A 23,052-nucleotide genomic window follows, 5' to 3' on the forward strand; every position below is an offset into this window, starting at 1 on the left:
GGCAGCAGCCGGACCACATTCCTAGAACTTTTCTGTGAGGCTCTCTGTGTCCACGACACGCTCCGTCGCCATCGGCATCACCAACCCGCCGCTCGACGACCTGCTCGAGAAGGCCGACTCCAAGTACAAGCTCGTCCTTTACAGCGCCAAGCGCGCACGGCAGATCAACGCCTACTACTCGCAGCTCGGCGAAGGCCTGCTCGAGTACGTTGGCCCGCTGCTCGAGACCGGTGTGCAGGAGAAGCCGCTGTCGATCGCGCTCCGCGAGATCAACGCTGACCTGCTGACCGTCGAGGACATCGACCCAGAAGCAGAAGCAGCAGCCGCTGCCGCAGCAGCAGAAAAGGCTTAATTCACTCCAGTTGACGGAGGTGGAAGGCATGGCCGAGATCGTTCTTGGTGTGTCGGGTGGCATCGCGGCCTACAAGTCCGCTGAGTTGCTGCGCCTTTTCACGGAGTCGGGCCATAGCGTCCGCGTCGTCCCCACCGTTTCGTCACTCAACTTCGTTGGTGCCGCCACCTGGGAGGCGCTGTCGGGCAAGCCCGTACAAGCCGAAGTCTTCGAGCACGTCGACGAAGTCGCGCACGTACGAATCGGTCAGGGTGCCGATCTCGTCGTCGTGGCGCCGGCCACTGCCAACATCCTGGCCAAGGCTGCGCACGGCATCGCTGACGATCTGCTGACCAACACGCTGCTCACGGCACGGTGTCCGGTGATGTTCGTCCCCGCGATGCACACCGAAATGTGGGAGAACGCCGCGACGCAGGCCAATGTCGCCACCCTCCGCGAGCGCGGTCACGTCGTGGTTGAGCCCGCTGTCGGCCGGCTCACGGGAGTCGACACTGGCAAGGGTCGCCTCCCTGATCCGCAGCAGATCTTCCAGATCGCCACTCAGCTCCTCGAGCCCCACGCCCAGGACCTTGCTGGCAAGCATGTCGTCATCTCCGCCGGTGGCACCCGCGAATTCCTCGACCCGGTCCGTTTCCTCGGCAACCGTTCCTCGGGCCGCCAGGGCTACGCCCTCGCTGAGGCGGCCGTCGCACGCGGAGCGCGAGTGACTGTCGTGTCCGCCAATGTGTCGTTGCCCGATCCCGCAGGCGCCGATCTCGTACGCGTCGTCAGTACCGAGGAACTCCGCCAGCAGGTTCACCAGGCCGCAGTCGACGCCGACGCCGTCATCATGGCTGCGGCGCCTGCGGATTTCCGCCCGGCCGAGTTCGTGGACGCCAAGATCAAGAAGGCCTCTGACGGTGTTGCCCCGGAGATCCAGCTGGTCGAAAACCCCGACATCCTCGCTGAGCTCGTTGCCGCGCGTACGAGCAAGCGACCCGTCATCGTCGGCTTCGCAGCCGAGACTGGTGACGCCAACGCCTCCGTCATCGAACACGCCCGCGCCAAGCTCGCTCGCAAGGGCTGCGACCTCCTCGTCGTCAACGACGTGGGGGCTGGCAAGGTGTTCGGTGCCGAGGACAACGAGGCTGTTCTGCTCGGTGCCGACGGCACCGTGGACGAGGTGCCTCTCGGCCCCAAGATCCACTTGGCTCATGCGGTCCTGGACGCAGTCGTCCAACGCATGGACTGAGCGAAACTCCCCACCGATTCACTCGTTAGACTCTCTGCAGACCTCAACCCAGGAGAAATACCTTGAGCCGCTTGTTCACGTCCGAGTCCGTCACCGAGGGACACCCGGACAAGATCGCCGACCAGATCAGCGACAGCATCCTTGACGCATTGCTGGCCAAAGACCCCAAGAGCCGCGTCGCCGCGGAGACTTTCGTGACCACTGGCCTCGTGCTGGTCGGTGGCGAGGTCACGACCGAGGCATACGTCGACATCGCCCGCATCGCTCGCGATCGCGTCATCGAGATCGGCTACGACTCCTCAGTCAAGGGCTTCGACGGAGAGACCTGCGCCGTGCAGGTGACTCTCGACGCGCAGAGCCCCGACATCGCCCAGGGCGTCGACCGCGCAGAGGAGGCCCGCGTTGGCGGTGCCACTGACCCGCTCGACCTTCAGGGTGCTGGCGACCAGGGTCTCATGTTCGGCTACGCCTGCGACGAGACTCCTGAGCTCATGCCGCTGCCGATCACGATCGCCCACCGCCTCGCGGAGCAGCTGACCGCCGTACGCAAGAACGGCACGCTGCCCTACCTGCGTCCGGACGGCAAGACTCAGGTCACCATCGAGTACGACGATGACGACAAGCCCGTACGTGTCGAGGCCATCGTCATCTCCTCGCAGCACGAGGCCGGTATCGACCTCGAGACCCAGCTCGCCGTTGATATCCAGAAGCACGTCATCGACGAGGTGCTCGGGCAGTACGACATCGATTCGTCGGACTACAAGGTCCACATCAACCCGACCGGCAACTTCGTCATCGGTGGCCCCATGGGCGACGCCGGCCTGACGGGCCGCAAGATCATCGTCGACACCTACGGCGGCTACGCCCGTCACGGTGGCGGCGCGTTCTCCGGCAAGGACCCGAGCAAGGTTGACCGCTCGGCCGCCTACGCGATGCGTTGGGTTGCCAAGAACATCGTGGCCGCCGGTCTCGCCACCAAGGCTGAGGTCCAGGTCGCTTACGCGATTGGCGTCTCGACCCCGGTTGGTTTCTACGTTGACACCTACGGCACCGAGACGGTTCCGGTCGACAAGATCCGCGAAGCAGTCCTCGAGGTCTTCGACCTGCGTCCCGGCGCAATCGTTCGTGACCTCGACCTGCTCCGTCCGATCTACGCGCAGACAGCCGCATACGGCCACTTCGGTCGTCCGGGTCTGCCGTGGGAAGACACGAGCCGCGCTGACGCGCTCAAGGCTGCAGCAGGAGCCTGACGCTCACCAGTTCAAACAGAACGGCCCTCGCTACGGCGAGGGCCTTTCTGCGTCCTGAACGCCGAGGCCGGTGATCTCGTTGCCGTCGAGGCCAATGATCAGCGTGCCGTCCTCGGCCTGCAGGAACGCTGCATCGTCCTGCTCGGCGTAGCCGATGCGTCGCGTCGCCGCGTACTGGTGAAGGGCTCGCCGGACGTCGTTCGGATGTCCAGGTCCGGCCACGACCGTCTCGATGGTCTGTCGCAGATCCGCCACGGTCGCCGGCGGCAGCTGGAACCCGTCGATCAGGAAGTAGCCCGTGTCGCCGTTGTCGGTGTGGAAGACGACGGGGGTGTACACCCGGGAGATGGCTGCCGAGGCCTGCAGTACGCGCTGCATGAGGCGCGGCTCGCTCGCGAAGTCGGCCTCGGCCAGCTCGGGGATGCCGAGCTTCGCGCCCTGCGTGCGGATGTCGTGGACGATCGTGGGACCGGTCTCCTCACCGGGAAGATAGCCCCAAGCCCAGGTGAATCGACCTGTCGTCGAGCTCGTCGTGCCGATCATGTGTGCGATGTACTTGTCGGCGCCGTTGACCGTGTAGAGGTCGGTGTTGCCGGTGCCCTTGCTGAGCTTGGTGAAACCGTTCTCGCCACGGCTCGCATACAGCTGGGCTTCGGCCTCCGCCACGATGAGCGCGCCGGCGTCGGCGATGCGGTCGAGGTACTGGCTCTCGGTCATAACGTCCTTTGCTGCGCGTGGCTGATGCGGCTCCAATTGTCCACGACGGCTGAGCGTCAGCACCGGCTGGTAGAACTGCACCGTGACGAGCGACGGGAGCGATGCGACAGGGCCGGAGCAGCTTGCTCTGGTCCCTGAGTCGACTTCACCACGCAAACGTGCCGCCAAAGCCAAGCCTGCGCTCGAGGCAGCGGCCAACCTCCCAGTCGCGCAGGTTGCCGTCGACACGGGGCTTTCGCACCTCGATCGGCCATTCGACTACCTCGTACCGGCCACTTTGGACGAATTGGTCGTCGTGGGCTGTCGGGTCAAGGTGCGATTCGCTGGGCGTCTCGTCGATGGCTTCGTGACGGATCGAGTCGACGGCACTGAGCATGAAGGCAAGCTTGCGTTTGTCGCCAAGGTCGTGTCCGCTGAGCCGGTCCTTCGTCCAGATGTCCTTGAGCTAGCGCAGACGGTTGCCGATCGCTACGCCGGAACGTTGGGTGACGTATTGCGGATGGCGATCCCGCCTCGCCATGCCCGAGCCGAGGCGTCCGTACGTGAGCCGGCGGCGGGGGAGTTGCCCGCGCTAGATGATGCGATCTGGCGGACGCACACGCACGGGCCGGAGTTCCTCAGCGCGATCGCTGCTGGCGCAAGTCCGCGGGCCTGGTGGGGTGCCATGCCTGGCCAGGATCCCGCCCGCGCCATCGCTCAGGCGGTCTTGGCTGCGCTGCACAGCGGACGAGGCTCAATCGTATGCGTGCCCGACGTACGAGATGTCGCGCGCTGGGACACCGCGTTCACCGAGGTGCTGGGCGCAGGACAGCACGTCGTGCTGACTGCCGCGTCCACCCCTGCAGCGCGCTACGCCGCATTCCTCGCGGTGTCACGTGGCCACGTGAAGGTTGTGCTTGGTACGCGTGCCGCGGCCTTCGCGCCCGTGCACGAGCTCGGACTCGTGGCGATGTGGGACGACGGTGACGATCTCTACGCCGAACCACGCGCGCCTTACCCGCACGCCCGCGAGGTGCTGCTGCTCCGAGCCGCGGCATCATCGACGGCGTTGTTGATCGGCGGCTACGCGCGCACAGCCGAGGGACAGTCGCTCGTCGAGAGCGGATGGTGCACCGAGCTCATCGCTGAGCAGTCGACACGTCGCACAGCATGGCCACGCCTCGAGGTCACGGATGGGTCAACCGCGGGGTCTGCTCCCGCCAGGCTCCCGCAGGAAGTCTTCCGCTCCGTGCGCGCGGCCAAGGGCGCTGTGCTGATGCAGGTGCCACGTCGTGGCTACCGCGAGTCGCTCTCGTGCCAGGAGTGCCGCCACCCAGCCCGCTGCACGGCCTGTCAGGGGCCCCTCGTACAAACGTCTGCGTCAGCGCCGATCGCTTGTCGCTGGTGCGCGACTGCAGTGCCGAACTGGTCCTGCTCCCACTGCGAGGGCACCAAGCTTCGAGCTCCTGTGGTCGGGCAGCTCCGTACGGCCGAAGAGTTTGCCAAAGCATTTCCCGAGCTTCAGGTCGTGACGTCCGGTGGGGACACGATCCTCGACGACGTCGAGCCGGGACGCGTTCTGGTGCTCGCCACTCCCGGCGCCGAGCCGCACGTCTCAGGTGGCTACGACGTCATCGTTCTACTCGACACGTGGCTGATGACGGGTCGAGATGACATCCGGGTTGAGGAAGAAGCTCATCGGCGCTGGTTCAACGCACTCGCGTTGGCTGGCCCGGGTGCCAGTGCCATCGCGGTCGGTGATGCCGCCATCCTGCAGGCGCTCGTACGGTCGGACCCGGCGGGATTCGCCGCTCGCGAACTGGCGAGCCGGGCCGAGACACACCTGCCGCCGACCGCGCGGCTGGCAACGGTCGACGCGGCCGATGACGTACTCGCTGAGCTGGCGACGCGCACCTGGACACCGAATACCGAGGTGTTGGGACCCGTGCCCGTCGACCCTCGCGACGATCAGGCTGGCCAACGGTTGATCCTGCGTGCGCCGCGTCGCGAGGGCACCCAGCTCGCTGCCGGCCTCAAGACCGCCGCCGCCGAGCGGAGTGCCGCGAAGCAACCAGCGTTGCGCATACAGGTCGACCCGCAGAGCCTCTGACCTCTGCACCTAGACTCTCCGGCGTGAGAGTTGTCTTCGCAGGTACGCCGGAAGCCGCTGTTCCGACCCTCGAAGCGCTCGTTGCGAGCAGGCACGACGTGGTCGCCGTCATCACACGCCCGGATGCGCCAGCGGGCCGCGGACGTACGCTGACGCCCTCGCCTGTCGCACTGGCTGCGGAAGCGCACGGCATTGAAGTGCTCAAGCCTGCCAAGCCGTCGGATCCTGACTTCATGGCTCGCCTGCGTGACCTCAACCCCGGATGCGTACCGATCGTTGCGTACGGCGCTCTGATCCGCCGCGAAGCTCTCGACATTCCGGAGTACGGCTGGGTCAACCTGCACTTCTCGGTCCTGCCGGCCTGGCGTGGAGCGGCGCCCGTGCAGCGGGCGATCATGGCCGGCGACGAGGTCACTGGTGCCACGGTGTTCAGCCTCGTCGAGGAGCTCGACGCCGGGCCGACCCTTGGGACGATCACCGAACTCATCCGCGACGACGACACGGCCGAGACGCTGCTCGTGCGCCTTGCCGATTGGGGGAGCAAGTTGCTCGTCGATGTCATTGATCACATCGAGGACGGCGACATTTCGGCGATCCCACAGCCGGACGAGAACATCTCGTACGCACACAAGCTCACGACTGAAGACGGGCGCATCGACTGGAACCGTCCGGCATTCGCGATCAACCGGCACGTCCGCGGTTGCACGCCCGCGCCGGGTGCGTGGACAACGTTCGCCGATCAGCGCCTCAAAATTGGGCCGCCGCGCATTGCGGAGGAGCGCACTCTCACGTCCGGCAAGCTGGGGATCAGCAAGCGTGAGATCAGGGTCGGAACGACCACGACCGACGTGATCCTTGGAGATGTACAACCGATCGGCAAGAAGCTGATGCCCGCCGCCGACTGGGCACGAGGCACCTCGGTCCCCGACGATTCGTCATTCGAATGACCGACCCGGTACGGATGGTCGCGTTCCACGTGCTTCGGGCCGTGGCGGAGAAGGACTCATACGTCAACCTCGTGCTCCCGGGCATGCTCAAGGAGCACTCGATCGAAGGTCGCGACGCGGCGTTCGCCACCGAACTGGTGCACGGAACCGTGCGTCGCCAGGGCACGTACGACGCGATCATCGGCTCTGTCGCCAGCAAAGGTCTCGCGGGCATCGATCCGCCAGTGCTCGATGCCTTGCGCCTTGGCACCCACCAACTGCTCAGCATGCGAGTGCCGCCGCACGCTGCGGTGTCGACGACGGTCGATGTCGTACGTCGCGAGATCGGTCACAAGCCGGTGCATTTCGCCAACGCTCTGCTCCGAAAGATCGGGCAGAAGGATCTCGCCGGCTGGCTCGACACGGTCACAGAAGGACTGGAAGGCGACGAGGCTCGCGCGATCCGGACCTCGCACCCACTGTGGATCGTGAAGGCCCTTACTGAAGCGCTGGGCGGTCACGCGACGCAGATCGACAAGCTCCTCGCGGCAGACAACGCCTCGCCACGGGTGACCCTGGTGGCGCGGCCGGGCCTGTGCGAGCCCGACGACCTGCCCGGCACACCCGGAACACTCTCGCCGTACGCCCGCATCCTTGAGGGCGGAGCGCCTAGTGACATCCCGCAGGTGCGCGACGGTCGTGCGGGAGTACAGGACGAAGGCTCGCAGGTCGTTGCGATCACCCTCGCGGGCGCCCAGATCGAAGGATCCGACGACCGCTGGCTCGACCTGTGCGCCGGCCCGGGCGGCAAGGCCGCACTCCTCGGTGCAATCGCCTACCAGCGTGGTGCGTCGCTCGTTGCCAACGAGGTGCTGGAGCACCGTGCTGAGCTCGTACGACAGGGCGTGCACCTGCTCGACAACGTTGAGGTCACGACGTTCGACGGACGGCACGGCCCGTGGGACGAGGGATCGTTCGATCGTGTGTTGGTCGATGCGCCCTGCACCGGACTTGGCGCGCTGAGACGGCGGCCCGAATCACGATGGCGCCGCGTGCCCGAGGACCTCGAGTCGCTGGTTCCGCTGCAGATGGCGCTGCTCAATCGTGCACTCGATCTCGTGCGTCCTGGGGGAGTCGTTGTGTATGCAACCTGCTCGCCTCATGTGGCCGAGACAACGGGTGTGGTCGACGTCGTAACGGCCGCTCGCCCTGACATCGAGGTCGAGGCATCGCGCCAGTTGTGGCCACACATTGACGGCACGGACGCCATGTTCATGGCCACGCTCAGACGCACCGATACTGTCTGAGCATGGGCATCCAGATCGCGCCGAGCATGTTGTCGGCAGACTTCGCCAACCTTGAGGCCGAAGCCGCTCGTATCCCGGGCGCCGACTGGCTCCACATGGACGTGATGGACAACCATTTCGTACCCAACCTGACGCTCGGTGTACCGGTCATCGAGGCGCTCGCGAAGGTCGCGAAGCAGCCGATCGACGCTCACCTCATGATCGAGGACCCCGATCGTTGGGCGCCGGCGTTCGCTGAGGCGGGCGCTCAGAGCATCACATTCCACGTCGAGGCGGCCCGTGATCCGCTGCAGCTCGCGCGCAACATCCGGCGTCAGGGTGCACGAGCTTCGATGGCGATTAAGCCCGACACTGCCCTGGAGCCGTACGAGGGATTGCTGCCCGAGATCGACATGATCCTGATCATGACTGTCGAGCCAGGCTTCGGCGGCCAGTCGTTCATGGACTCCTGCTTGCCCAAGGTGGCGCGCGCCCGCGAGTTGATCAACAAGCACGGTGGCGACATCTGGCTACAAGTCGACGGGGGAGTGTCGCTCGAGACGATCGAGCGCTGCGCCGAGGCCGGAGCCGACATGTTTGTCGCAGGGTCGGCTGTCTTCGGTGCCGATGATCCCGACGCCATGATCGCCTCACTGCGCTCACATGCCGAACGTCACACCACCGACTGACTTCCAGCCGCTAGACTTTGCTTCACGAGCAACCAGTATTGAACGCTCGCGTGCTCCGGGGTCGGTGTAATTCCGAACCGGCGGTTATAGTCCGCGACCCGCGGCCACACTTCGGTGAGGCAACGGTTGAGCCGGTGAAATTCCGGCACCGACGGTGAAAGTCCGGATGAGAGGCGCACGATGTCGCAGCGCTATGCGCTGTGGCCGCTTGGGTGACACCAAGCAACCCCGGAGTGCGTGAACACACGAATCCGGAGGATGAATGGCCACCGACATCGAGATCAGCGCGATGCGTCGTGCACTCGACGCCGCACGAGCTACCGCCCGTACACTGCCCAATCCGCGCGTCGGCTGTGTTCTGCTGAGCCCAGACGGCAAGGAACTGGCAATCGGCGCCCATCGTGGAGCCGGTACGCCGCACGCTGAGGTGGACGCGCTCGAGCAGGCTGGAGAAGCCGCTCGTGGCGCCACGGCCGTCGTGACTCTTGAACCGTGCAACCACACCGGCACGACTGGACCGTGCACCAAGGCACTCATCGACGCTGGTGTAGCCCGAGTCGTGTTCGCGCAGATCGACCCGAACCGTACGGCCTCAGGTGGGACCAAGACGCTCAAAGCCGCAGGCATCGACGTCGAGTCGGGACCGCTTGCCGCCGAAGCCACAGACCTCAACGAGGAGTGGACCTTCGCGATGACGGCGGGACGCCCGTTCGTGACCTGGAAGTACGCCGCGACCCTCGACGGTCTGAGCGCCGCCCCTGACGGCACCAGCAAGTGGATCACCAGCGAAGAAGCCCGCCGCGACGTGCAGGTCTTCCGCGCCGAGGCCGACGCCATCGTCGCCGGTACGGGTGCCGTACTCGCTGACGATCCACGCCTCACCGTGCGTGATGCGAAGGATCTGCCGCTTCCGTTCGACCGACAGCCGCTGCGCGTCGTCGTTGGCGAGACCAAGATCCCCAACTACTACCGCGTCTTCGATCGGGTTGCTCCGACCCTGCTCATCCAGTCGCGCGATCCCGAAGTCGTGATGCAGAAGCTCGTCGAGAACAACATTCGACACATCTGGCTGGAGGGCGGACCCCGCCTTGCAGGTGCGTTCTGGAATGCCGGCGTCATCGACCGGATCATCGGCTACATCGCTCCGGCGATGCTCGGCTCAGGCCGAGCCGCACTCGAAGGCGAAGCGACGACGCTCGCAGACCTGCGGCCCATCACGATCGACGATCTCACGATGGTCGGCCCCGACATTCGCATGATCGGCACGCCCGGTCGAATGCAGCGAGAGGACTTCGACTGATGTTCACCGGACTCATCGAGGAGAAGGGCACGATTACTGCGATCGAGCCCTTGGGCGACTCTGTCCGCCTCACGATTCGTGGACCGCTCGTGACCTCCGACGCGAAGCACGGAGACTCCATCGCCGTGAACGGCTGCTGCCTGACCGTGATGGCCCAGGACTCGGACACGTTCGCCGCGGACGTCATGCAGGAATCGCTCGACAAGACATCGCTCGGTGACCTGGAGGTCGGCGCTGAGGTCAACCTCGAGCGTGCGACGCAGTCCGGCGCCCGCTTGGGCGGCCACATCGTCCAGGGACACGTCGACGGCACGGGCACGATCCTCGATCGCACGCCCAGCGAGCACTGGGAGGTCGTACGCATCGCGCTGCCGGCCGACCTGGCCAAGTACCTCGTCGACAAGGGCTCGATCACCGTCGACGGAACATCCCTGACAGTCGTGGAAGTCGTCGACGCCGAAGAGCCTTGGTTCTCGGTGTCGCTCATCCCGACCACCCTCGCCGACACCACTCTCGGCACCAAGTCACCCGGAGACCGGGTCAATCTCGAGGTCGACATCCTCGCCAAGTACGTCGAGCGCCTCCTTGGCGCTCGAGCAGAAGGAGCAGCATCATGACTCAGCACGATTCGGTGCGCCTCGACAGCATCGAGCGCGCAATCTCGGACATCCGCGATGGCAAGGCGATCATCGTTGTCGACGACGAGAGCCGCGAGAACGAGGGCGACATCATCTTCGCCGCGAGCAAGGCGACTCCCGAGCTCATGGCCTTCCTGGTGCGCTACTCGAGCGGCCTGATCTGCGCCCCGACGACGGGCGAGATCCTTGACCGCCTCGCGATCCCGCTGATGACCCCGCACAACCGCGAAATGATGCGCACCGCGTACACGATTTCGATCGACGCGCGTGACGGCATCACGACCGGCATCTCGGCTGCAGACCGTGCCCGCACGTGCCGCGTACTTGCCGACTCGGCCACCGAGCCGTTCGAGCTCAACCAGCCGGGCCACATCCTTCCGCTTCGCGCGAAGGACGGGGGAGTGCTCGAGCGTGGCGGTCACACCGAGGCTGCGGTCGACTTCACCCGCCTTGCAGGCCTGACCCCGGCCGGCGTCATCGGCGAAGTGCTGCACGACGACGGCACGCTGATGCGTGCTCCGGCACTGCGTGAGTTCGCCGACGAGCACGGTTTGGCTCTCGTCTCGATCGAGGACCTGCAGGTCTTCCGACGCCTGCACGAGACCCAGGTCAAGCGCCTCGCCACGACGCGCCTTCCCACCGAGTTCGGTGAGTTCACGGCGTACGGCTTCCGCGATCAGATCGATGGTGCTGAGCACATCGCTCTGGTGTTCGGCGACCCCGGCACTCAGGACGTACTCACTCGCATCCACTCCGAGTGCCTCACGGGTGACGTCTTCGGCTCGCGTCGTTGCGACTGCGGACCGCAGCTCGAGCTGTCGATGACCGAGGTCACCGCGGCTGGAGCAGGCATCGTCGTCTACCTCCGGGGCCACGAAGGCCGCGGAATCGGCCTGCTGCACAAGCTGCAGGCGTACGCGCTGCAGGACAGTGGGCGCGACACGGTCGACGCCAACCTCGACCTCGGCTTCGGCGAGGACGAGCGCGACTACGCCGCTGGCGCCCAGATCCTGCGCGATCTGGGAGTGACGTCCGTACGACTGCTGACCAACAACCCGGACAAGACGACGGCTCTCGAGGCCTACGGCGTGAAGGTCACCGAGCGTCTGCCGCTGGTGGTCGCTCCGACCGAGGACAGCCTCCGGTACCTGCAGACCAAGGCCGAGCGCATGGGCCACGATCTGCCCGGACTCGGAGACGCCAAATGAGCGGGGCAGGCGCACCCGACCTCTCGGTCGACGCGACCGGCGCACGAGTGGCTGTCATCGCATCGAGCTGGCACACCGAGATCATGGATGGCCTGATCGCGGGTGCCCAGCGCGCTCTCGCAGATTCGAACGTCACGGACGTGACTCTCATACGTGCCCCCGGCTCGTTCGAGTTGCCAATCCTGTGCCAGGCCTACGCTCGTGAGGGCTACGACGCGGTCATCGCGCTCGGCGTCATCATCCGTGGCGGCACCCCGCACTTCGACTACGTATGCGCGGCGGCAACCGACGGACTCAACCGCGTTGCACTCGACACGGGTGTCCCGATCGGCTTCGGATTGCTGACCACCGACGACGAGGCGCAGGCCCTGGATCGCGCCGGTCTGCCCGACAGTCGCGAGGACAAGGGACGCGAGGCGACCGAGGCCGCGCTGTCCACCTGGAACGTCCTGCGCACCCTGTCGTCACCACGCGGATAGACTTCGGGGCGATGAAGACCTTCGACGATCTATTCGCTGAGCTGTCCGACAAGGCAGCCAGCCGCCCTGAGGGCTCGCGCACTGTCGCCGAGCTCGATGCCGGCGTGCACGCGATCGGCAAGAAACTCGTCGAAGAGGCAGCCGAGGCGTGGATGGCCGCCGAGCACGAAGGCGCCGAGCGCGCCGCTGAAGAACTCAGCCAGCTGCTCTATCACGCCCAGGTCATGATGATCGCCACCGGAATCACTCTCGACGACGTCTACGCGCATCTGTGACGGCTGGCCGCAACGCGGTCATCCGTGCCTTCGCCTTCCGTCACAGCACCCCTGAGAAGAGAAACTGATGCTCAAGATCGCCGTACCCAACAAGGGCGCCCTCGCCGATTCCGCCAGCCAGATGCTGGCCGAAGCGGGCTACCGACAGCGCCGCAACGCCAAAGACCTCGTCACCCTCGACCCCGACAACGACGTCGAGTTCTTCTACCTGCGTCCTCGCGACATCGCGATCTACGTGGGGGAGGGCACGCTCGACGTCGGAATCACTGGCCGTGACCTGCTGCTCGATTCTGGCGCACATGCAACTGAAGATGTCGCGCTCGGCTTCGGTGCTTCGACGTTCCGATTCGCCGCGCCCATCGGCAAGATGAGCGCGATCAAGGATCTCGCCGGCGCACGCATCGCCACGTCCTACCCAGGCATCGTCGGCTCCTACCTCGCCGACAAGGGCATCGAGGCTGAAGTCGTACGCCTTGACGGTGCTGTGGAGTCCTCCGTACGCCTCGGTGTTGCCGACGCGATCGCCGATGTTGTCGAGACTGGCAGCACGCTGCGCCAGGCCGACCTCGAAGTGTTCGGCGAGCCGATCCTGTCCTCCGAGGCCGTGCTCATCACTCGCCAGGACACGCCCAACCCGGACGGTTTCGACGTCTTCAAGCGCCGTCTCGACGGCGTCATTGTCGCGCGTACCTACGTGATGATGGACTACGACATCCGTGTCGAGCAGGTTGAGCGCGCAGTTGAACTGACTCCCGGTATCGAGTCGCCGACGGTGTCACCCCTTCATCGCGAAGGGTGGGTCGCCGTGCGCTCGATGGTGCCGCGCGACGCCGCCCAGCGCGTGATGGATGGGCTGTACGAGCTCGGCGCTCGCGGAATTCTCGTCACGGACATCCTGGCGTGCCGGATCTGAGAACGTTCCGACCTGGCGGCTCGCGCATCGTTGCGTACGGCGTCTCGGTTCTTCTGATCGTGCTCAGCACGATCATCGGTGTGGCGCTGCCGTCGTACGTGACGTTCACGCCATTCGAGCTGGCGACGCTCGCCGCGATCCTGATCACCGTGCTTGCCTTGCTGCACGCGGTCGGGCGCAGCGTGGTGCGAGTCAGCGACGAGGGTGTGGAAGTCGTCAACGGCTACAGCCGTCGCTTCGTGCCGTGGTCAGACATCAAGGGTTTTGCGATGAACGAAGGCGCACCCTGGCCGACCATGGTCTACGGCGACGATGAGCGCGTCATCCTGTTCGCAATCCAGCGTTCCGACGGCCCGTACGCCCGAGAGGCGATGACCTACCTTCGCGGGCGGGTCACATGAGCGACCACCAGCGCGACCTTGCTGCGCCCGCGTTCCCCGATGACGACGGGCTGACGGATCCGCTCCTGGTCCCGGCTCTCGGCGACGACCTCGCAGTACTCGAAGCGATCGCCGATGCGCGAGTTTTCGTGCCGATCATTCCGCTACTTGGCGAGGTGCCGACCGAAGGTGACAAGAACGCCGACATGGCGGCCGTACTGATGACCGGTGCCGACGGTCGTACGGCGTTGCTTGCGTTCAGCAGTGTGCAGGCGATGGCCGCATGGGATCCGCAGGCTCGGCCCGTACCCGTCACCGGACGAGACGCAGCCCGGGCAACGCTCGCCGAAGCAGCCAGCGCTCTTTTGCTTGATCTCGGGAGCCCGTCGTTCACGGTCGTCGAGACGGTGGACGTAGAGCACCTGTCAGCAGGCCACGTGCTCGTCCGATCGGCGGCCGGCACCGTCTGGCTCGTCGACTGACTCAGCCGGTCGTATGAACCGCGCCGAGTGGCATGGAGCTCAGCGGCACTGAGATGTGCACGCTGCCATCGCGGCGTTCAATGCGTGCCATGAATCCGGCATTGCCAACAGCGCGGAGCAATTTGTCGTTCGACTCGGCAGTGATCAACGTCAGCCGATCCGCGCCATCGCCTTTGGCGTGGCTAGCGGCTCGCCTCACGAGCAGGGTCTCGAGATTTCCGCCGAGGTGGGTGTCCTGAATCAGCAGTCTGAAAGTCCAAACGCCATCGAGTTCCTCGAGCAGACCGTGACCCACGACGTCATCCCCTTGCTGAACCACCAGGGCCACGCCGTTGTCAGGTGCAACGAGGCGACGAGTCATGCGTGCCGTCATGGGGAGCTGAAGCGGAACTTGGTAGCGGTCGAACAGTGCCTTGTCGCTGCACCGATCGTGCAGAGCGACGACCGCTTCTACGTCGGCGAGGGACGCCTGCCGTACGACAGGCACCTGCGAGCTCGGCAAGGTGGTGACACGCGCGGTGGTGCCGATCGCTCCGCGCGTGAGGGCCAGGAATGCCTGCGCACGTGCCTTCTCGACGGGGGTGAACGGCCCGGCCCTACTGATGCTCAGTGCCGAACCATTGCGTCGGGCGAGTTCCAGGACATCGTGGCCTGCGTAGTCGGCCACGTCCGGTGGCTCAGTTTCGAGCAGTTCGGCGAGTACGTCGGCCACGTCTCGGCCGTCCTCAAGAACTTCGCGTACGCCCTGCAGGTAGCGGGTGGCCGAGTCGACGGTCGCCCCCTGATCGACGCGGGTGACAGACACCTGCGAACCACCGGCGCTTTCGAAGAGATGGGCGATGTCGAGGTCAGTCCATCCTTCGGGAGCGCTGACGACGAACACGTCGGTCACCCGCTTGCCCATGGCGAACACCTGCATGCCGAGGATGTTGACGCCGGCCGCACCGCAGGCCAGGGCGGTCTCGGCCAGGATTCCTGGTCGATCCACGAAAGTCGTCCGCACTCGCCACATCATGTTTCCAGAGTGACTGCTGGGTCTTACCGCTCGACTTCAACCATGTTTCGTACGTGCAAACTGTTGATCGGTGCAATTCTGAGCCATGAAGCGATTCCTGGTGGCAACGGCGTGTGCCGTTCTGATCGGCGTTGCGCTCGGAGCCACGGCCCGGTTGATCATGCGCCTCATCACGCTCGTCGAGGGTGATGAGCCGGAGTTCACGATCGGCGCCACGGCAGGCATCATCAGCTTCTTTGTGCTGGCGGCGCTCGGAGGAGCGTGGGGCGGGTTGCTGACCAGCCATCGGCGCATCGGGCTCGCTATCGCCGTACTGATGACGTTCCCCGTGACGTTTCTCGGCGCGGGCATCGGGGGCGGGGATCTCGTCCAGTCGGTCGAGGATCAGTCGCCTGGTGTGTTCGCGCTCATTGTGCTCGGCACTCTGCTGATTGCGGCGTGCGTTTTCGCCTCGCCGACACTGTCGTGGCGGAGGGCAGCCGACTGAATTAGGTGTCAAAACGCCTCCGCTGATATCCTTGAGGACGAAGTGGAGGTCCACCTCCCACCTGCTTGGTCACAAGACCTTGGGGTTACGCCAGACAGAAGCACTCAGATCTCACGATTTGGGTCCACATGACTGGCCGACGGCGTGCTCCGATTCTGGACAGAACTTGTCTGGAGGAGCGTGCCACCGGTGGCCTTCGTTTCTTACGGGGGCCATTTTTTTTGATGGCCTCTCACATGATCTCAGGAGGATCCATCACCACAGAGCTGCGCGTCAACGACCGAATCCGCGTTCCAGAAGTTCGCCTCGTCGGTCCTGGCGGTGAACAGGTAGGCATCGTACGTATTGAAGATGCCCTGCGACTGGCTGCTGAAGCCGATCTCGATCTCGTTGAGGTTGCTCCGACAGCTCGTCCTCCCGTTTGCCGACTCATGGACTACGGCAAGTTCAAGTACGAGACGGCCCAAAAGGAGCGCGAGTCCCGCCGCAATCAGACGCACACCATCATCAAAGAGATGAAGCTGCGTCCGAAGATTGATCAGCACGACTACGACACCAAAAAGGGTCACGTCGTTCGATTCCTCAAGGCTGGCGACAAGGTCAAGATCACCATCATGTTCCGCGGTCGCGAGCAGCACCGCCCCGAGCTGGGTTACCGGCTCCTGCAGCGGCTCGCCGGCGATGTGGAGGAGCTCGGTTTCATCGAGTCCAACGCTCGCCAGGACGGTCGCAACATGACGATGGTCCTCGGTCCGCACAAGAAGAAGTCCGAAGCCCAGGCAGAGGTCAAGGCCGAGAAGGTCAAGTCCATGGGCGAGAAGGCAGCTGAGAAGGAGGCCGACGAGGCCGCCGACAAGGCACACCGCGAAGCCGCCAAGAAGGTTGCAACACCCAAGAAGCCACGTCGTCGTTCCGAGAACCTCGACCCAGACATGGAGGCATAAATGCCGAAGTTCAAGCCCCACTCGGGGATGAAGAAGCGCGTCAAGGTGACGGGCAGCGGAAAGCTCCGTCGCGAGCAGACCAACCGTCGTCACCTGCTCGAGGTCAAGTCGTCCTCGCGCAAGCGTCGTCTCGAAGGCACGACTGACGTCAGCAAGGCTGATGTTCCGCGCGTGAAGAAGATGCTCGGTCTCTGACCGCGCCCCCCGACATTCCGAAAATCTGAAGGAGAACTGAGATGGCACGCGTCAAGCGCTCTGTCAATGCACAGAAGAAGCGCCGCCAGACACTGGAGCGCGCTAAGGGTTACCGCGGTCAGCGTTCGCGGCTCTACCGCAAGGCCAAGGAGCAGGTCACACACTCCCACGTCTACAACTACCGTGACCGCAAGGCTCGCAAGGGTGACTTCCGTCGTCTGTGGATCCAGCGCATCAACGCTGCTGTCCGCGCCGAGGGTCTGACCTACAACCGCTTCATCCAGGGCATCAAGGCCGCTGGTGTCGAGGTTGACCGCAAGATCCTCGCTGACCTCGCGGTCAACGATCCGGCAGCCTTCTCGGCGCTGGTGCAGCTGGCCAAGGAGAACATTCCGGCCGACGTCAACGCACCGAAGGATGGCGCCGCGGCCTGACCGCGGTACCCCCGTACGAAGTGGCGAGCCTGCCTGGTGAGCTCACCGTCCGTTCAGGACGTGTGAAGTACGCCAGGCGGCTCGCCACTCGTGCGTTCCGCGAGTCCTCGGGCGAGTTTCTCGCCGAGGGACCGCAAGCCGTACGCGAGGCGCTCGACATCGAGGGCGCGACCCTCGAGGTGTTCGCGACCGTTACGGCCACTGATCAGCACGCAGAACTTCAGGCCGCTGCCGAAGCTGCAGGGATCGCCTGGAACGTCGTCACCGACGACGTCGTCGAGGCGATCGCCGACACGGTCCAGCCGCAGGGTGTGGTGGCCCGCTGCATCGCGATAGATCGGACCCTCGACGAACTGTTGGCGACCAAGCCGACCTTTGTCGTCGTATGCGCCGACATCCGCGACCCGGGCAATGCCGGTGCCGTGATTCGTGCTGCCGACGCTGCAGGCGCAGATGGCGTGATCTTCGGGGGTGACAGTGTCGACCCCTACAACCCCAAGTCCGTTCGCGCGACCGTAGGCAGCTTGTTCCACCTGCCGATCGTGATCGACAAGGACCTCGGCGCGGTCATCGCGCGTCTCCAGGGCGCAGGGCTACAGGTTCTGGCGGCTGACGGCGGGGGAGGGGTCGGCCTGTTTGACCCCGAGCTCGACCTGTCCGCGCCGACAGCGTGGCTGATGGGCAACGAGGCTTGGGGACTGCCTGCAGAGCTTCAAAGTGCCGCCGACAAGGTCGTTGCCGTACCGATTTACGGCAAGGCCGAGAGCCTCAACCTCGCCACCGCTGCCGCCGTGTGCCTCTATGCCACGGCCCAAGCCCGCACCTGACACGCCCGCGATCGGGCCGCCGATGTCGTACCAACTAGTTCATTGGTACTAGATTCACCAACCATGGACCTCGACGACTTCCCGGACGGCATCATCATTGCCGGCCCCGATGGCGCCGTCGAGTACGTCAACCACCGGGTGAAAGTCATGGCCCGTGCCGAGGGTGACGAGATGATCGGCATGCATTTGCGTGAGGCCGTCCCGTTCGATGACCTCAACGGCAACTCCTGGTACGACAGCACCGAGCCGTACGACGGCATCGCCACGCGTACTCGGATCTCCGAGCAGGCCTGGTGGTCGCCCAAGGGCAGCGAGTACCTCATCACCGCTTCGCTGAAGCGTGATCGACCGGCAGGACCTGTGCAGCAGGTCGTGGTGAGCATCCGCAACGCCCGCGTACGCAACCAGCGTGACCGCGAACGATCTGATCTCGTGGCCACCGTGGCGCATGAGCTCCGCTCGCCGCTGACTGGCATCAAAGGCTTCACGTCGACGCTCCTGACCAAATGGGACAAGTTCTCCGAAGAACAGCGCCAATTCATGCTCGAGACCGTCGATGCTGACGCCGACCGATTGAGCAGACTCATCACAGAGCTGCTCGACGCCGCACGTATCGATGCCGGCCGACTGACGCTCAAGCGTGGTCCGGTCAAGCTCGACGAGGTCGTACGTCATGTGCTGCGCAACGTCTCCGGTGGATCGACACCGCCGTTCGAGGTCAGCATCGGCGAGAACCTCGACCTGATCTGGGGCGACAGCGATCGCATGTCCCAGGTCGTGACAAACCTGGTCGAGAACGCGCTGCGCCACGGATTCGGCCTCAAGCAGGTTTCAGTCTTGAACGCGCAGGTGTCCGGCGAGGATGGCGTGATCCTCCACATCATCGACCAGGGCCCCGGCATCCCCGAGGAGATGCGCCAGCGGGTGTTCAGCCGCTTCTGGCGTTCGGGTCCCGGCGCCGGCAGTGGCCTCGGTATGTACATCGTTCGCGGCATCGTTCTGGAGCACGGGGGACAGGTCGAGATCACCGACGCCGACGGTGGCGGCGCTGACATCAGCGCGTGGTTCCCAATCAACGAGCCCGACGCGCTGACCGACTGACCACGGCCCACCCGCCGACCGATAAAGTCGACCGCACCACCCACGCGAAAGGTCGGCATGTCCGCGCCCAACTCCGAGTACGACCCCGTCGAAGTCACCCCGTTGCGGGCCGACGAGGTCACGCGCATGCGCGACGAGGCGTTGGCAGCGATCGCGGGAGCCGACTCGATCGATGCAATCAAGCAGGTACGCATCGACCACGCGGGCGACCGCTCCCCGTTGGCCCTCGCCAATCGTGAGATCGGCGCGCTGCAGCCCCAGGCACGCAAAGAAGCTGGACAGCGTGTCGGCGAAGCGCGCGGTGCGATCAACCAGGCGCTCGCTGCCAAGACGACCGAGCTTGAGACCGCGGCTGAGGAAATCGCCCTGGTCACCGAGGCCGTCGATGTGACGCTGCCCGCCGATGCTCGCCCGGTCGGCGCCAGGCACCCGATCACCACGATCCAGGAACACGTCGCCGACATCTTCGTAGCAATGGGTTGGGAAGTCGGCGAAGGCCCAGAGGTCGAAGCCGAATGGCTCAACTTCGACGCTCTCAACCTCGGACCCGACCACCCAGCCCGCACGATGCAGGACACCTTCTGGGTGAGCCCGGAGTCTGCGGCGATGGTGCTCCGTACGCATACGTCGCCCGTTCAGGCGCGCACGATGCTGACCCGCGAACCCCCGATCTACATCGTCTGCCCCGGTCGCGTTTTTCGCACCGATGAGCTCGATGCCACCCACTCGCCGGTCTTCCATCAGCTCGAGGGTTTGGCGATCGACGAGGGTCTGTCGATGGCGCACCTCAAGGGAACGCTCGATCACCTCGCCCAGGCGATCTACGGCGACGGTATGACCACGCGGTTCCGTCCCTCCTACTTCCCGTTCACCGAGCCAAGCGCCGAGATGGATCTGCTCTGCTACGTCTGCCACAACGAGCCGGACGCCGTCGCTGCCTGCCGTACGTGCAAGGGCGAGGGCTGGGTCGAGTGGGGCGGATGTGGAGTCGTGAATCCACGCGTCCTGATCGCTTGCGGTGTCGATCCTGAGCGCTACTCGGGCTTCGCCTTCGGTATCGGACTCGACCGTACGATCACCTCCCGCTACGACATCGCCGACCTGCGCGATGTGTTCGACGGTGACATCCGCTTCACCGAGCCCTTTGGAGTGGAGCTGTGAGCGAGCGCCAGCGAGTGAACCATCAATGCGTCACGGCCGTGGCCCCGTATTGTCTCCGCCTTTCTGAAACGGGGTTGCGGCCGTGAGAGTCCCAGTTTCCTGGCTGCGTGAACTCGTAGCCGTACCCGCCGATGTCACGACGGAGCAGCTGGCCGCCCGTCTCACGGCGTTCGATCTCAAGCTCGAAGAAATCATCGGCGACTCAGTCGTTGGACCGCTCGTTGTTGGCCGCGTTCTTACGCTCGAAAAGGAAGAGCAGAAAAACGGCAAGACGATCAACTGGTGCCGGGTCGACGTCGGTCCAGATCACAACGACGCCGACGGCGGCCGCGGGATCGTTTGCGGTGCCCACAACTTCGTCGAGGGTGACCTCGTCATCGTGTCCCTGCCCGGCGCTGTGCTGCCCGGCGGATTCGCGATCGCTGCACGCAAGACGTACGGGCACGTGTCCGACGGCATGATCTGCTCGAGCGCGGAGCTTGGTCTCGCGGGTGACGCCAGCGGCATCATCGTCGTGGAGCCCGGCACCGCCGAGGTCGGCGACGACGCGATCGAGCTGCTCGGTCTCGGCGCAGAGGTGCTCGACCTCGAGGTCAACCCTGACCGCGCCTACGCGCTGTCGATGCGTGGAGTCGCTCGCGACACGGCGCTCGCCTACGGTCTCGACTTCACCGATCCCGCCGACATTGAAGTGCCGTCAAAGGGCACGGGCTACCCGATCAAGGTCGAGGACGCGGAGCGCTGCCCGGTCTTTACCGCGCGCATCGTCAAGGGCTTCGACCCGACGCGCCCCACTCCGCGTTGGATGGCTCAGCGAATCGAGCAGGCCGGTATGCGCTCGATCTCTCTTGCGGTCGACATCACCAACTACGTGATGATCGAGTTCGGTCACCCGATCCACGGCTATGACCTCGCCAAGCTCAAGGGCGACATCGTCGTACGCACCGCCAAAAAGGGTGAGAAGCTCACCACCCTTGATGGTGTTGCACGCACGCTGTCGGTCGAGGACACAGTGGTCTGCGACGACCGTGGCGCCATTGGCCTTGCCGGTGTGATGGGTGGAGAGGACACCGAGCTCTCGGAGACCTCCACCGAAGTTCTTGTCGAAGCTGCGCACTGGAACCAGGTGACCACCGCTCGTACGGTTCGCCGACACAAGCTGCCGTCCGAAGCCTCCAAGCGTTACGAGCGCGGCGTCGATCCTGAGCTGCCGGCGCGCGCGACCCAGCGTGTCGCGGAACTTCTGGTCGAGCACGGCGGCGGAACGATCGACGACGGCCTCACGGTCGTCGGCAAGGCTCCCAAGCTCGCCTCGGTCACCATGAGCGTCGAACTCCCCGGCCGCGTGTCGGGTGTCGAGATCGACGCTGCGACCGTCGTGTCCGCGCTTGAGGGCAATGCCATCGAGGTTGCTCTCGACCACGACACCGTCACGGCCACTCCGCCGAGCTGGCGCTTCGACATCAAAGACCCTTATGACCTGGTCGAAGAGGTGCTCCGTGTCGTGGGTTACGATAAGGTGCCGTCGGTGCTGCCAGAAGCTCCCGCCGGTCGCGGACTCACCACCGCACAGGTCATCCGGCGACGCGTCGGCATGGTGTTGGCAGGCGAAGGCCTGATCGAGGTCAAGACATTCCCGTTCGCGGGATCGGGTGACTGGGACAAGCTCGGGTTCGCGGCGGATGACCCGCGGCGTACACAGGTGCTTCTCGCCAACCCGCTGTCGGCCGAAGAGCCGGGTATGACGACAACGCTTCTGTCGGGTCTGTTCAAGGCTCTGGTGCTCAACATCGGACGCGGACACACCGACGTCAGCATCGTCGAGACCGGACGCGTGTTCATCCCCCGCGGCGACGGCAAGGCGCCCATCTACGGCGTCGACGCACGACCGTCCGACAAGCAGCTCAATGCCCTGTACGACGCGCTTCCTGCTCAGCCGCAGCACGTCGCGCTCCTGATGTCAGGTGCGCGCGAGCGTGGCGGATGGACAGGTGCCGGACGTGCGGCGACCTGGAGCGATGCTGTTGCGATCGTCCAGCACGTCGCTGACGCTTTGCACGTGGATCTTGCGGTCGAGCAGGCACAGCAGATGCCCTGGCACCCGGGACGATGCGCCGCGTTCACTCTCGACGGCACCGTCATTGGACATGCCGGAGAGATTCATCCGCGAGTCCTCAAGGCGTACGGACTTCCTCCCCGCGTGGTCGGCGCCGAGATCGATCTTGATGCGCTCATCGCCGTCGCACCGCGAGTGGGACCGCGACCCGACTTCTCGACGTTCCCCGTGGCCAAGGAAGACCTCGCACTTACCGTCGACATCGACGTACCTGCGTCCACGATTCAGCATGCGCTTGAGGGCGCGAGCGAACTGATCGAATCAGTGCGCCTGTTCGATGTTTACGAGGGCGATCAGCTGCCCGAGGGCAAGAAGTCGCTGGCGTTCGCGCTGCGATTGCGTGCCCCGGACCGGACCTTGGCGGACGATGAAATCAAGTCGGCCCGCGACGCTGCAATTCAAGCTGCAGCAGCCGCGGGCGCAACTCTGCGTACCTAGGGCGTGTCTGGCAGATCCCCACTACGCTCGGACGGCGCCGCATCCCGTCTGACTACGTTCTCGGTCCTCGCTAGACAACCCTCGTATGGCTTCGGCCCTCGGCCTTGTCAGACGGGCGC

General features: G+C 65.1%; 25 protein-coding genes and 1 riboswitch. Of the genes, 23 read left to right on the top strand and 2 right to left on the bottom strand.

The features are described from left to right. The first annotated feature begins 46 nt into the window (after positions 1-46). From rpoZ to metK, 3 genes are all read left to right on the top strand, one after another. Positions 47-352 carry a DNA-directed RNA polymerase subunit omega gene (rpoZ, locus tag J2X11_RS08200; protein WP_309969221.1) on the top strand — a complete coding sequence of 102 codons (306 nt, stop codon included), beginning with the start codon at positions 47-49 and terminating at the stop codon, positions 350-352. A gap of 28 nt (positions 353-380) precedes the next feature. Next, a complete protein-coding gene (coaBC, locus tag J2X11_RS08205; protein ID WP_309969224.1) occupies positions 381-1,583 on the top strand; it encodes a bifunctional phosphopantothenoylcysteine decarboxylase/phosphopantothenate--cysteine ligase CoaBC in 1,203 nt (400 codons plus the stop codon). Between the two features lie 62 nt (positions 1,584-1,645). After that, entirely contained in the window at positions 1,646-2,833 is a 1,188-nt protein-coding gene (gene metK, locus J2X11_RS08210; protein WP_309969228.1) for a methionine adenosyltransferase, read from the top strand. 30 nt (positions 2,834-2,863) lie between these two features. Here the strand turns inward: metK and J2X11_RS08215 are convergent, their stop codons facing one another. Then, positions 2,864-3,550: a DUF6882 domain-containing protein gene (locus J2X11_RS08215; RefSeq protein ID WP_309969232.1), complete on the bottom strand. Its 687-nt coding sequence runs from the start codon at positions 3,548-3,550 to the stop codon at positions 2,864-2,866. Between the two features lie 82 nt (positions 3,551-3,632). Between J2X11_RS08215 and J2X11_RS08220 the strand changes: the two genes are divergently transcribed. The 12 genes from J2X11_RS08220 (at position 3,633) to J2X11_RS08275 (ending at position 14,215) form a co-directional block, all read left to right on the top strand. Beyond that, on the top strand, positions 3,633-5,639 hold the full coding sequence (locus J2X11_RS08220; protein WP_309969235.1) for a primosomal protein N': 2,007 nt from the start codon (positions 3,633-3,635) through the stop codon (positions 5,637-5,639). A 23-nt stretch (positions 5,640-5,662) separates the two neighbouring features. Next, positions 5,663-6,586, top strand: coding sequence for a methionyl-tRNA formyltransferase (gene fmt, locus J2X11_RS08225; protein WP_309969237.1), 924 nt, complete (start codon positions 5,663-5,665; stop codon positions 6,584-6,586). Further along, a complete protein-coding gene (locus tag J2X11_RS08230; RefSeq protein ID WP_309969240.1) occupies positions 6,583-7,872 on the top strand; it encodes an RsmB/NOP family class I SAM-dependent RNA methyltransferase in 1,290 nt (429 codons plus the stop codon). Before fmt ends, J2X11_RS08230 begins: the two co-directional genes overlap by 4 nt. 2 nt (positions 7,873-7,874) lie before the next feature. Beyond that, entirely contained in the window at positions 7,875-8,540 is a 666-nt protein-coding gene (gene rpe / locus J2X11_RS08235; RefSeq protein WP_309969243.1) for a ribulose-phosphate 3-epimerase, read from the top strand. A gap of 47 nt (positions 8,541-8,587) precedes the next feature. Continuing rightward, positions 8,588-8,722: riboswitch (FMN riboswitch) on the top strand. A gap of 80 nt (positions 8,723-8,802) precedes the next feature. Further along, positions 8,803-9,840, top strand: a complete 1,038-nt coding sequence (gene ribD / locus J2X11_RS08240) for a bifunctional diaminohydroxyphosphoribosylaminopyrimidine deaminase/5-amino-6-(5-phosphoribosylamino)uracil reductase RibD (RefSeq protein WP_309969246.1) — start codon at positions 8,803-8,805, stop codon at positions 9,838-9,840. Further along, positions 9,840-10,457 (top strand): riboflavin synthase, encoded by a 618-nt coding sequence (locus J2X11_RS08245; RefSeq protein WP_309969250.1) that lies wholly within the window; start codon positions 9,840-9,842, stop codon positions 10,455-10,457. The genes ribD and J2X11_RS08245 overlap by 1 nt, the downstream gene beginning before the upstream one ends. Beyond that, on the top strand, positions 10,454-11,686 hold the full coding sequence (locus J2X11_RS08250) for a bifunctional 3,4-dihydroxy-2-butanone-4-phosphate synthase/GTP cyclohydrolase II (protein ID WP_309969253.1): 1,233 nt from the start codon (positions 10,454-10,456) through the stop codon (positions 11,684-11,686). Before J2X11_RS08245 ends, J2X11_RS08250 begins: the two co-directional genes overlap by 4 nt. Next, the gene (ribH, locus tag J2X11_RS08255; RefSeq protein WP_309969257.1) at positions 11,683-12,165 is read left to right on the top strand and encodes a 6,7-dimethyl-8-ribityllumazine synthase; all 483 of its coding nucleotides are present in this window, start codon (positions 11,683-11,685) and stop codon (positions 12,163-12,165) included. The genes J2X11_RS08250 and ribH overlap by 4 nt, the downstream gene beginning before the upstream one ends. Before the next feature lie 11 nt (positions 12,166-12,176). Continuing rightward, positions 12,177-12,440, top strand: coding sequence for a phosphoribosyl-ATP diphosphatase (locus J2X11_RS08260; protein WP_309969260.1), 264 nt, complete (start codon positions 12,177-12,179; stop codon positions 12,438-12,440). 67 nt (positions 12,441-12,507) lie between these two features. Beyond that, the gene (hisG, locus tag J2X11_RS08265; protein ID WP_309969263.1) at positions 12,508-13,353 is read left to right on the top strand and encodes an ATP phosphoribosyltransferase; all 846 of its coding nucleotides are present in this window, start codon (positions 12,508-12,510) and stop codon (positions 13,351-13,353) included. After that, the gene (locus tag J2X11_RS08270) at positions 13,341-13,754 is read left to right on the top strand and encodes a PH domain-containing protein (RefSeq protein WP_309969264.1); all 414 of its coding nucleotides are present in this window, start codon (positions 13,341-13,343) and stop codon (positions 13,752-13,754) included. The genes hisG and J2X11_RS08270 overlap by 13 nt, the downstream gene beginning before the upstream one ends. Further along, a complete protein-coding gene (locus J2X11_RS08275; protein ID WP_309969266.1) occupies positions 13,751-14,215 on the top strand; it encodes an SseB family protein in 465 nt (154 codons plus the stop codon). The genes J2X11_RS08270 and J2X11_RS08275 overlap by 4 nt, the downstream gene beginning before the upstream one ends. A gap of 1 nt (position 14,216) precedes the next feature. Here J2X11_RS08275 and J2X11_RS08280 read toward each other — a convergent pair whose 3' ends face one another. Further along, positions 14,217-15,203: an ACT domain-containing protein gene (locus tag J2X11_RS08280; RefSeq protein WP_309969269.1), complete on the bottom strand. Its 987-nt coding sequence runs from the start codon at positions 15,201-15,203 to the stop codon at positions 14,217-14,219. Positions 15,204-15,315: 112 nt separating this feature from the next. Between J2X11_RS08280 and J2X11_RS08285 the strand changes: the two genes are divergently transcribed. The 8 genes from J2X11_RS08285 to pheT all read left to right on the top strand — a co-directional run bounded on the left by J2X11_RS08285 (position 15,316) and on the right by pheT (position 22,933). Beyond that, entirely contained in the window at positions 15,316-15,717 is a 402-nt protein-coding gene (locus J2X11_RS08285) for a hypothetical protein (RefSeq protein ID WP_309969271.1), read from the top strand. Positions 15,718-15,953: 236 nt separating this feature from the next. Beyond that, positions 15,954-16,661 carry a translation initiation factor IF-3 gene (infC, locus tag J2X11_RS08290; protein WP_309969273.1) on the top strand — a complete coding sequence of 236 codons (708 nt, stop codon included), beginning with the start codon at positions 15,954-15,956 and terminating at the stop codon, positions 16,659-16,661. After that, positions 16,662-16,856 (top strand): 50S ribosomal protein L35, encoded by a 195-nt coding sequence (gene rpmI, locus J2X11_RS08295; protein WP_309969276.1) that lies wholly within the window; start codon positions 16,662-16,664, stop codon positions 16,854-16,856. A gap of 41 nt (positions 16,857-16,897) precedes the next feature. Continuing rightward, positions 16,898-17,290 (top strand): 50S ribosomal protein L20, encoded by a 393-nt coding sequence (gene rplT / locus J2X11_RS08300; protein ID WP_309969279.1) that lies wholly within the window; start codon positions 16,898-16,900, stop codon positions 17,288-17,290. A 20-nt stretch (positions 17,291-17,310) separates the two neighbouring features. After that, a complete protein-coding gene (locus tag J2X11_RS08305; protein ID WP_309969282.1) occupies positions 17,311-18,117 on the top strand; it encodes a TrmH family RNA methyltransferase in 807 nt (268 codons plus the stop codon). Between the two features lie 63 nt (positions 18,118-18,180). Beyond that, positions 18,181-19,218 (top strand): sensor histidine kinase, encoded by a 1,038-nt coding sequence (locus J2X11_RS08310; protein ID WP_309969285.1) that lies wholly within the window; start codon positions 18,181-18,183, stop codon positions 19,216-19,218. 57 nt (positions 19,219-19,275) lie between these two features. Further along, positions 19,276-20,379, top strand: coding sequence for a phenylalanine--tRNA ligase subunit alpha (gene pheS / locus J2X11_RS08315; RefSeq protein ID WP_309969288.1), 1,104 nt, complete (start codon positions 19,276-19,278; stop codon positions 20,377-20,379). 82 nt (positions 20,380-20,461) lie between these two features. Then, positions 20,462-22,933 (top strand): phenylalanine--tRNA ligase subunit beta, encoded by a 2,472-nt coding sequence (gene pheT, locus J2X11_RS08320; RefSeq protein WP_309969291.1) that lies wholly within the window; start codon positions 20,462-20,464, stop codon positions 22,931-22,933. The last annotated feature ends 119 nt before the right edge of the window (positions 22,934-23,052 follow it).

Source organism: Aeromicrobium panaciterrae (assembly GCF_031457275.1).
GTDB classification, from domain to species: Bacteria; Actinomycetota; Actinomycetes; order Propionibacteriales; family Nocardioidaceae; genus Aeromicrobium; species Aeromicrobium panaciterrae_A.

Bases quoted from the DNA above. Each gene is read 5' to 3' on its own strand.
- J2X11_RS08230 (WP_309969240.1), top strand. From the start codon at position 6,583: ATGACCGACCCGGTACGGATGGTCGCGTTCCACGTGCTTCGGGCCGTG.
- J2X11_RS08310 (WP_309969285.1), top strand. From the start codon at position 18,181: ATGGACCTCGACGACTTCCCGGACGGCATCATCATTGCCGGCCCCGAT.
- J2X11_RS08275 (WP_309969266.1), top strand. From the start codon at position 13,751: ATGAGCGACCACCAGCGCGACCTTGCTGCGCCCGCGTTCCCCGATGAC.
- rpe (WP_309969243.1), top strand. From the start codon at position 7,875: ATGGGCATCCAGATCGCGCCGAGCATGTTGTCGGCAGACTTCGCCAAC.
- J2X11_RS08245 (WP_309969250.1), top strand. From the start codon at position 9,840: ATGTTCACCGGACTCATCGAGGAGAAGGGCACGATTACTGCGATCGAG.
- J2X11_RS08215 (WP_309969232.1), bottom strand. From the start codon at position 3,550: ATGACCGAGAGCCAGTACCTCGACCGCATCGCCGACGCCGGCGCGCTC.
- pheS (WP_309969288.1), top strand. From the start codon at position 19,276: ATGTCCGCGCCCAACTCCGAGTACGACCCCGTCGAAGTCACCCCGTTG.
- infC (WP_309969273.1), top strand. From the start codon at position 15,954: ATGATCTCAGGAGGATCCATCACCACAGAGCTGCGCGTCAACGACCGA.
- J2X11_RS08260 (WP_309969260.1), top strand. From the start codon at position 12,177: ATGAAGACCTTCGACGATCTATTCGCTGAGCTGTCCGACAAGGCAGCC.
- J2X11_RS08250 (WP_309969253.1), top strand. From the start codon at position 10,454: ATGACTCAGCACGATTCGGTGCGCCTCGACAGCATCGAGCGCGCAATC.
- ribD (WP_309969246.1), top strand. From the start codon at position 8,803: ATGGCCACCGACATCGAGATCAGCGCGATGCGTCGTGCACTCGACGCC.
- ribH (WP_309969257.1), top strand. From the start codon at position 11,683: ATGAGCGGGGCAGGCGCACCCGACCTCTCGGTCGACGCGACCGGCGCA.
- J2X11_RS08285 (WP_309969271.1), top strand. From the start codon at position 15,316: ATGAAGCGATTCCTGGTGGCAACGGCGTGTGCCGTTCTGATCGGCGTT.
- rpmI (WP_309969276.1), top strand. From the start codon at position 16,662: ATGCCGAAGTTCAAGCCCCACTCGGGGATGAAGAAGCGCGTCAAGGTG.
- rplT (WP_309969279.1), top strand. From the start codon at position 16,898: ATGGCACGCGTCAAGCGCTCTGTCAATGCACAGAAGAAGCGCCGCCAG.
- coaBC (WP_309969224.1), top strand. From the start codon at position 381: ATGGCCGAGATCGTTCTTGGTGTGTCGGGTGGCATCGCGGCCTACAAG.
- hisG (WP_309969263.1), top strand. From the start codon at position 12,508: ATGCTCAAGATCGCCGTACCCAACAAGGGCGCCCTCGCCGATTCCGCC.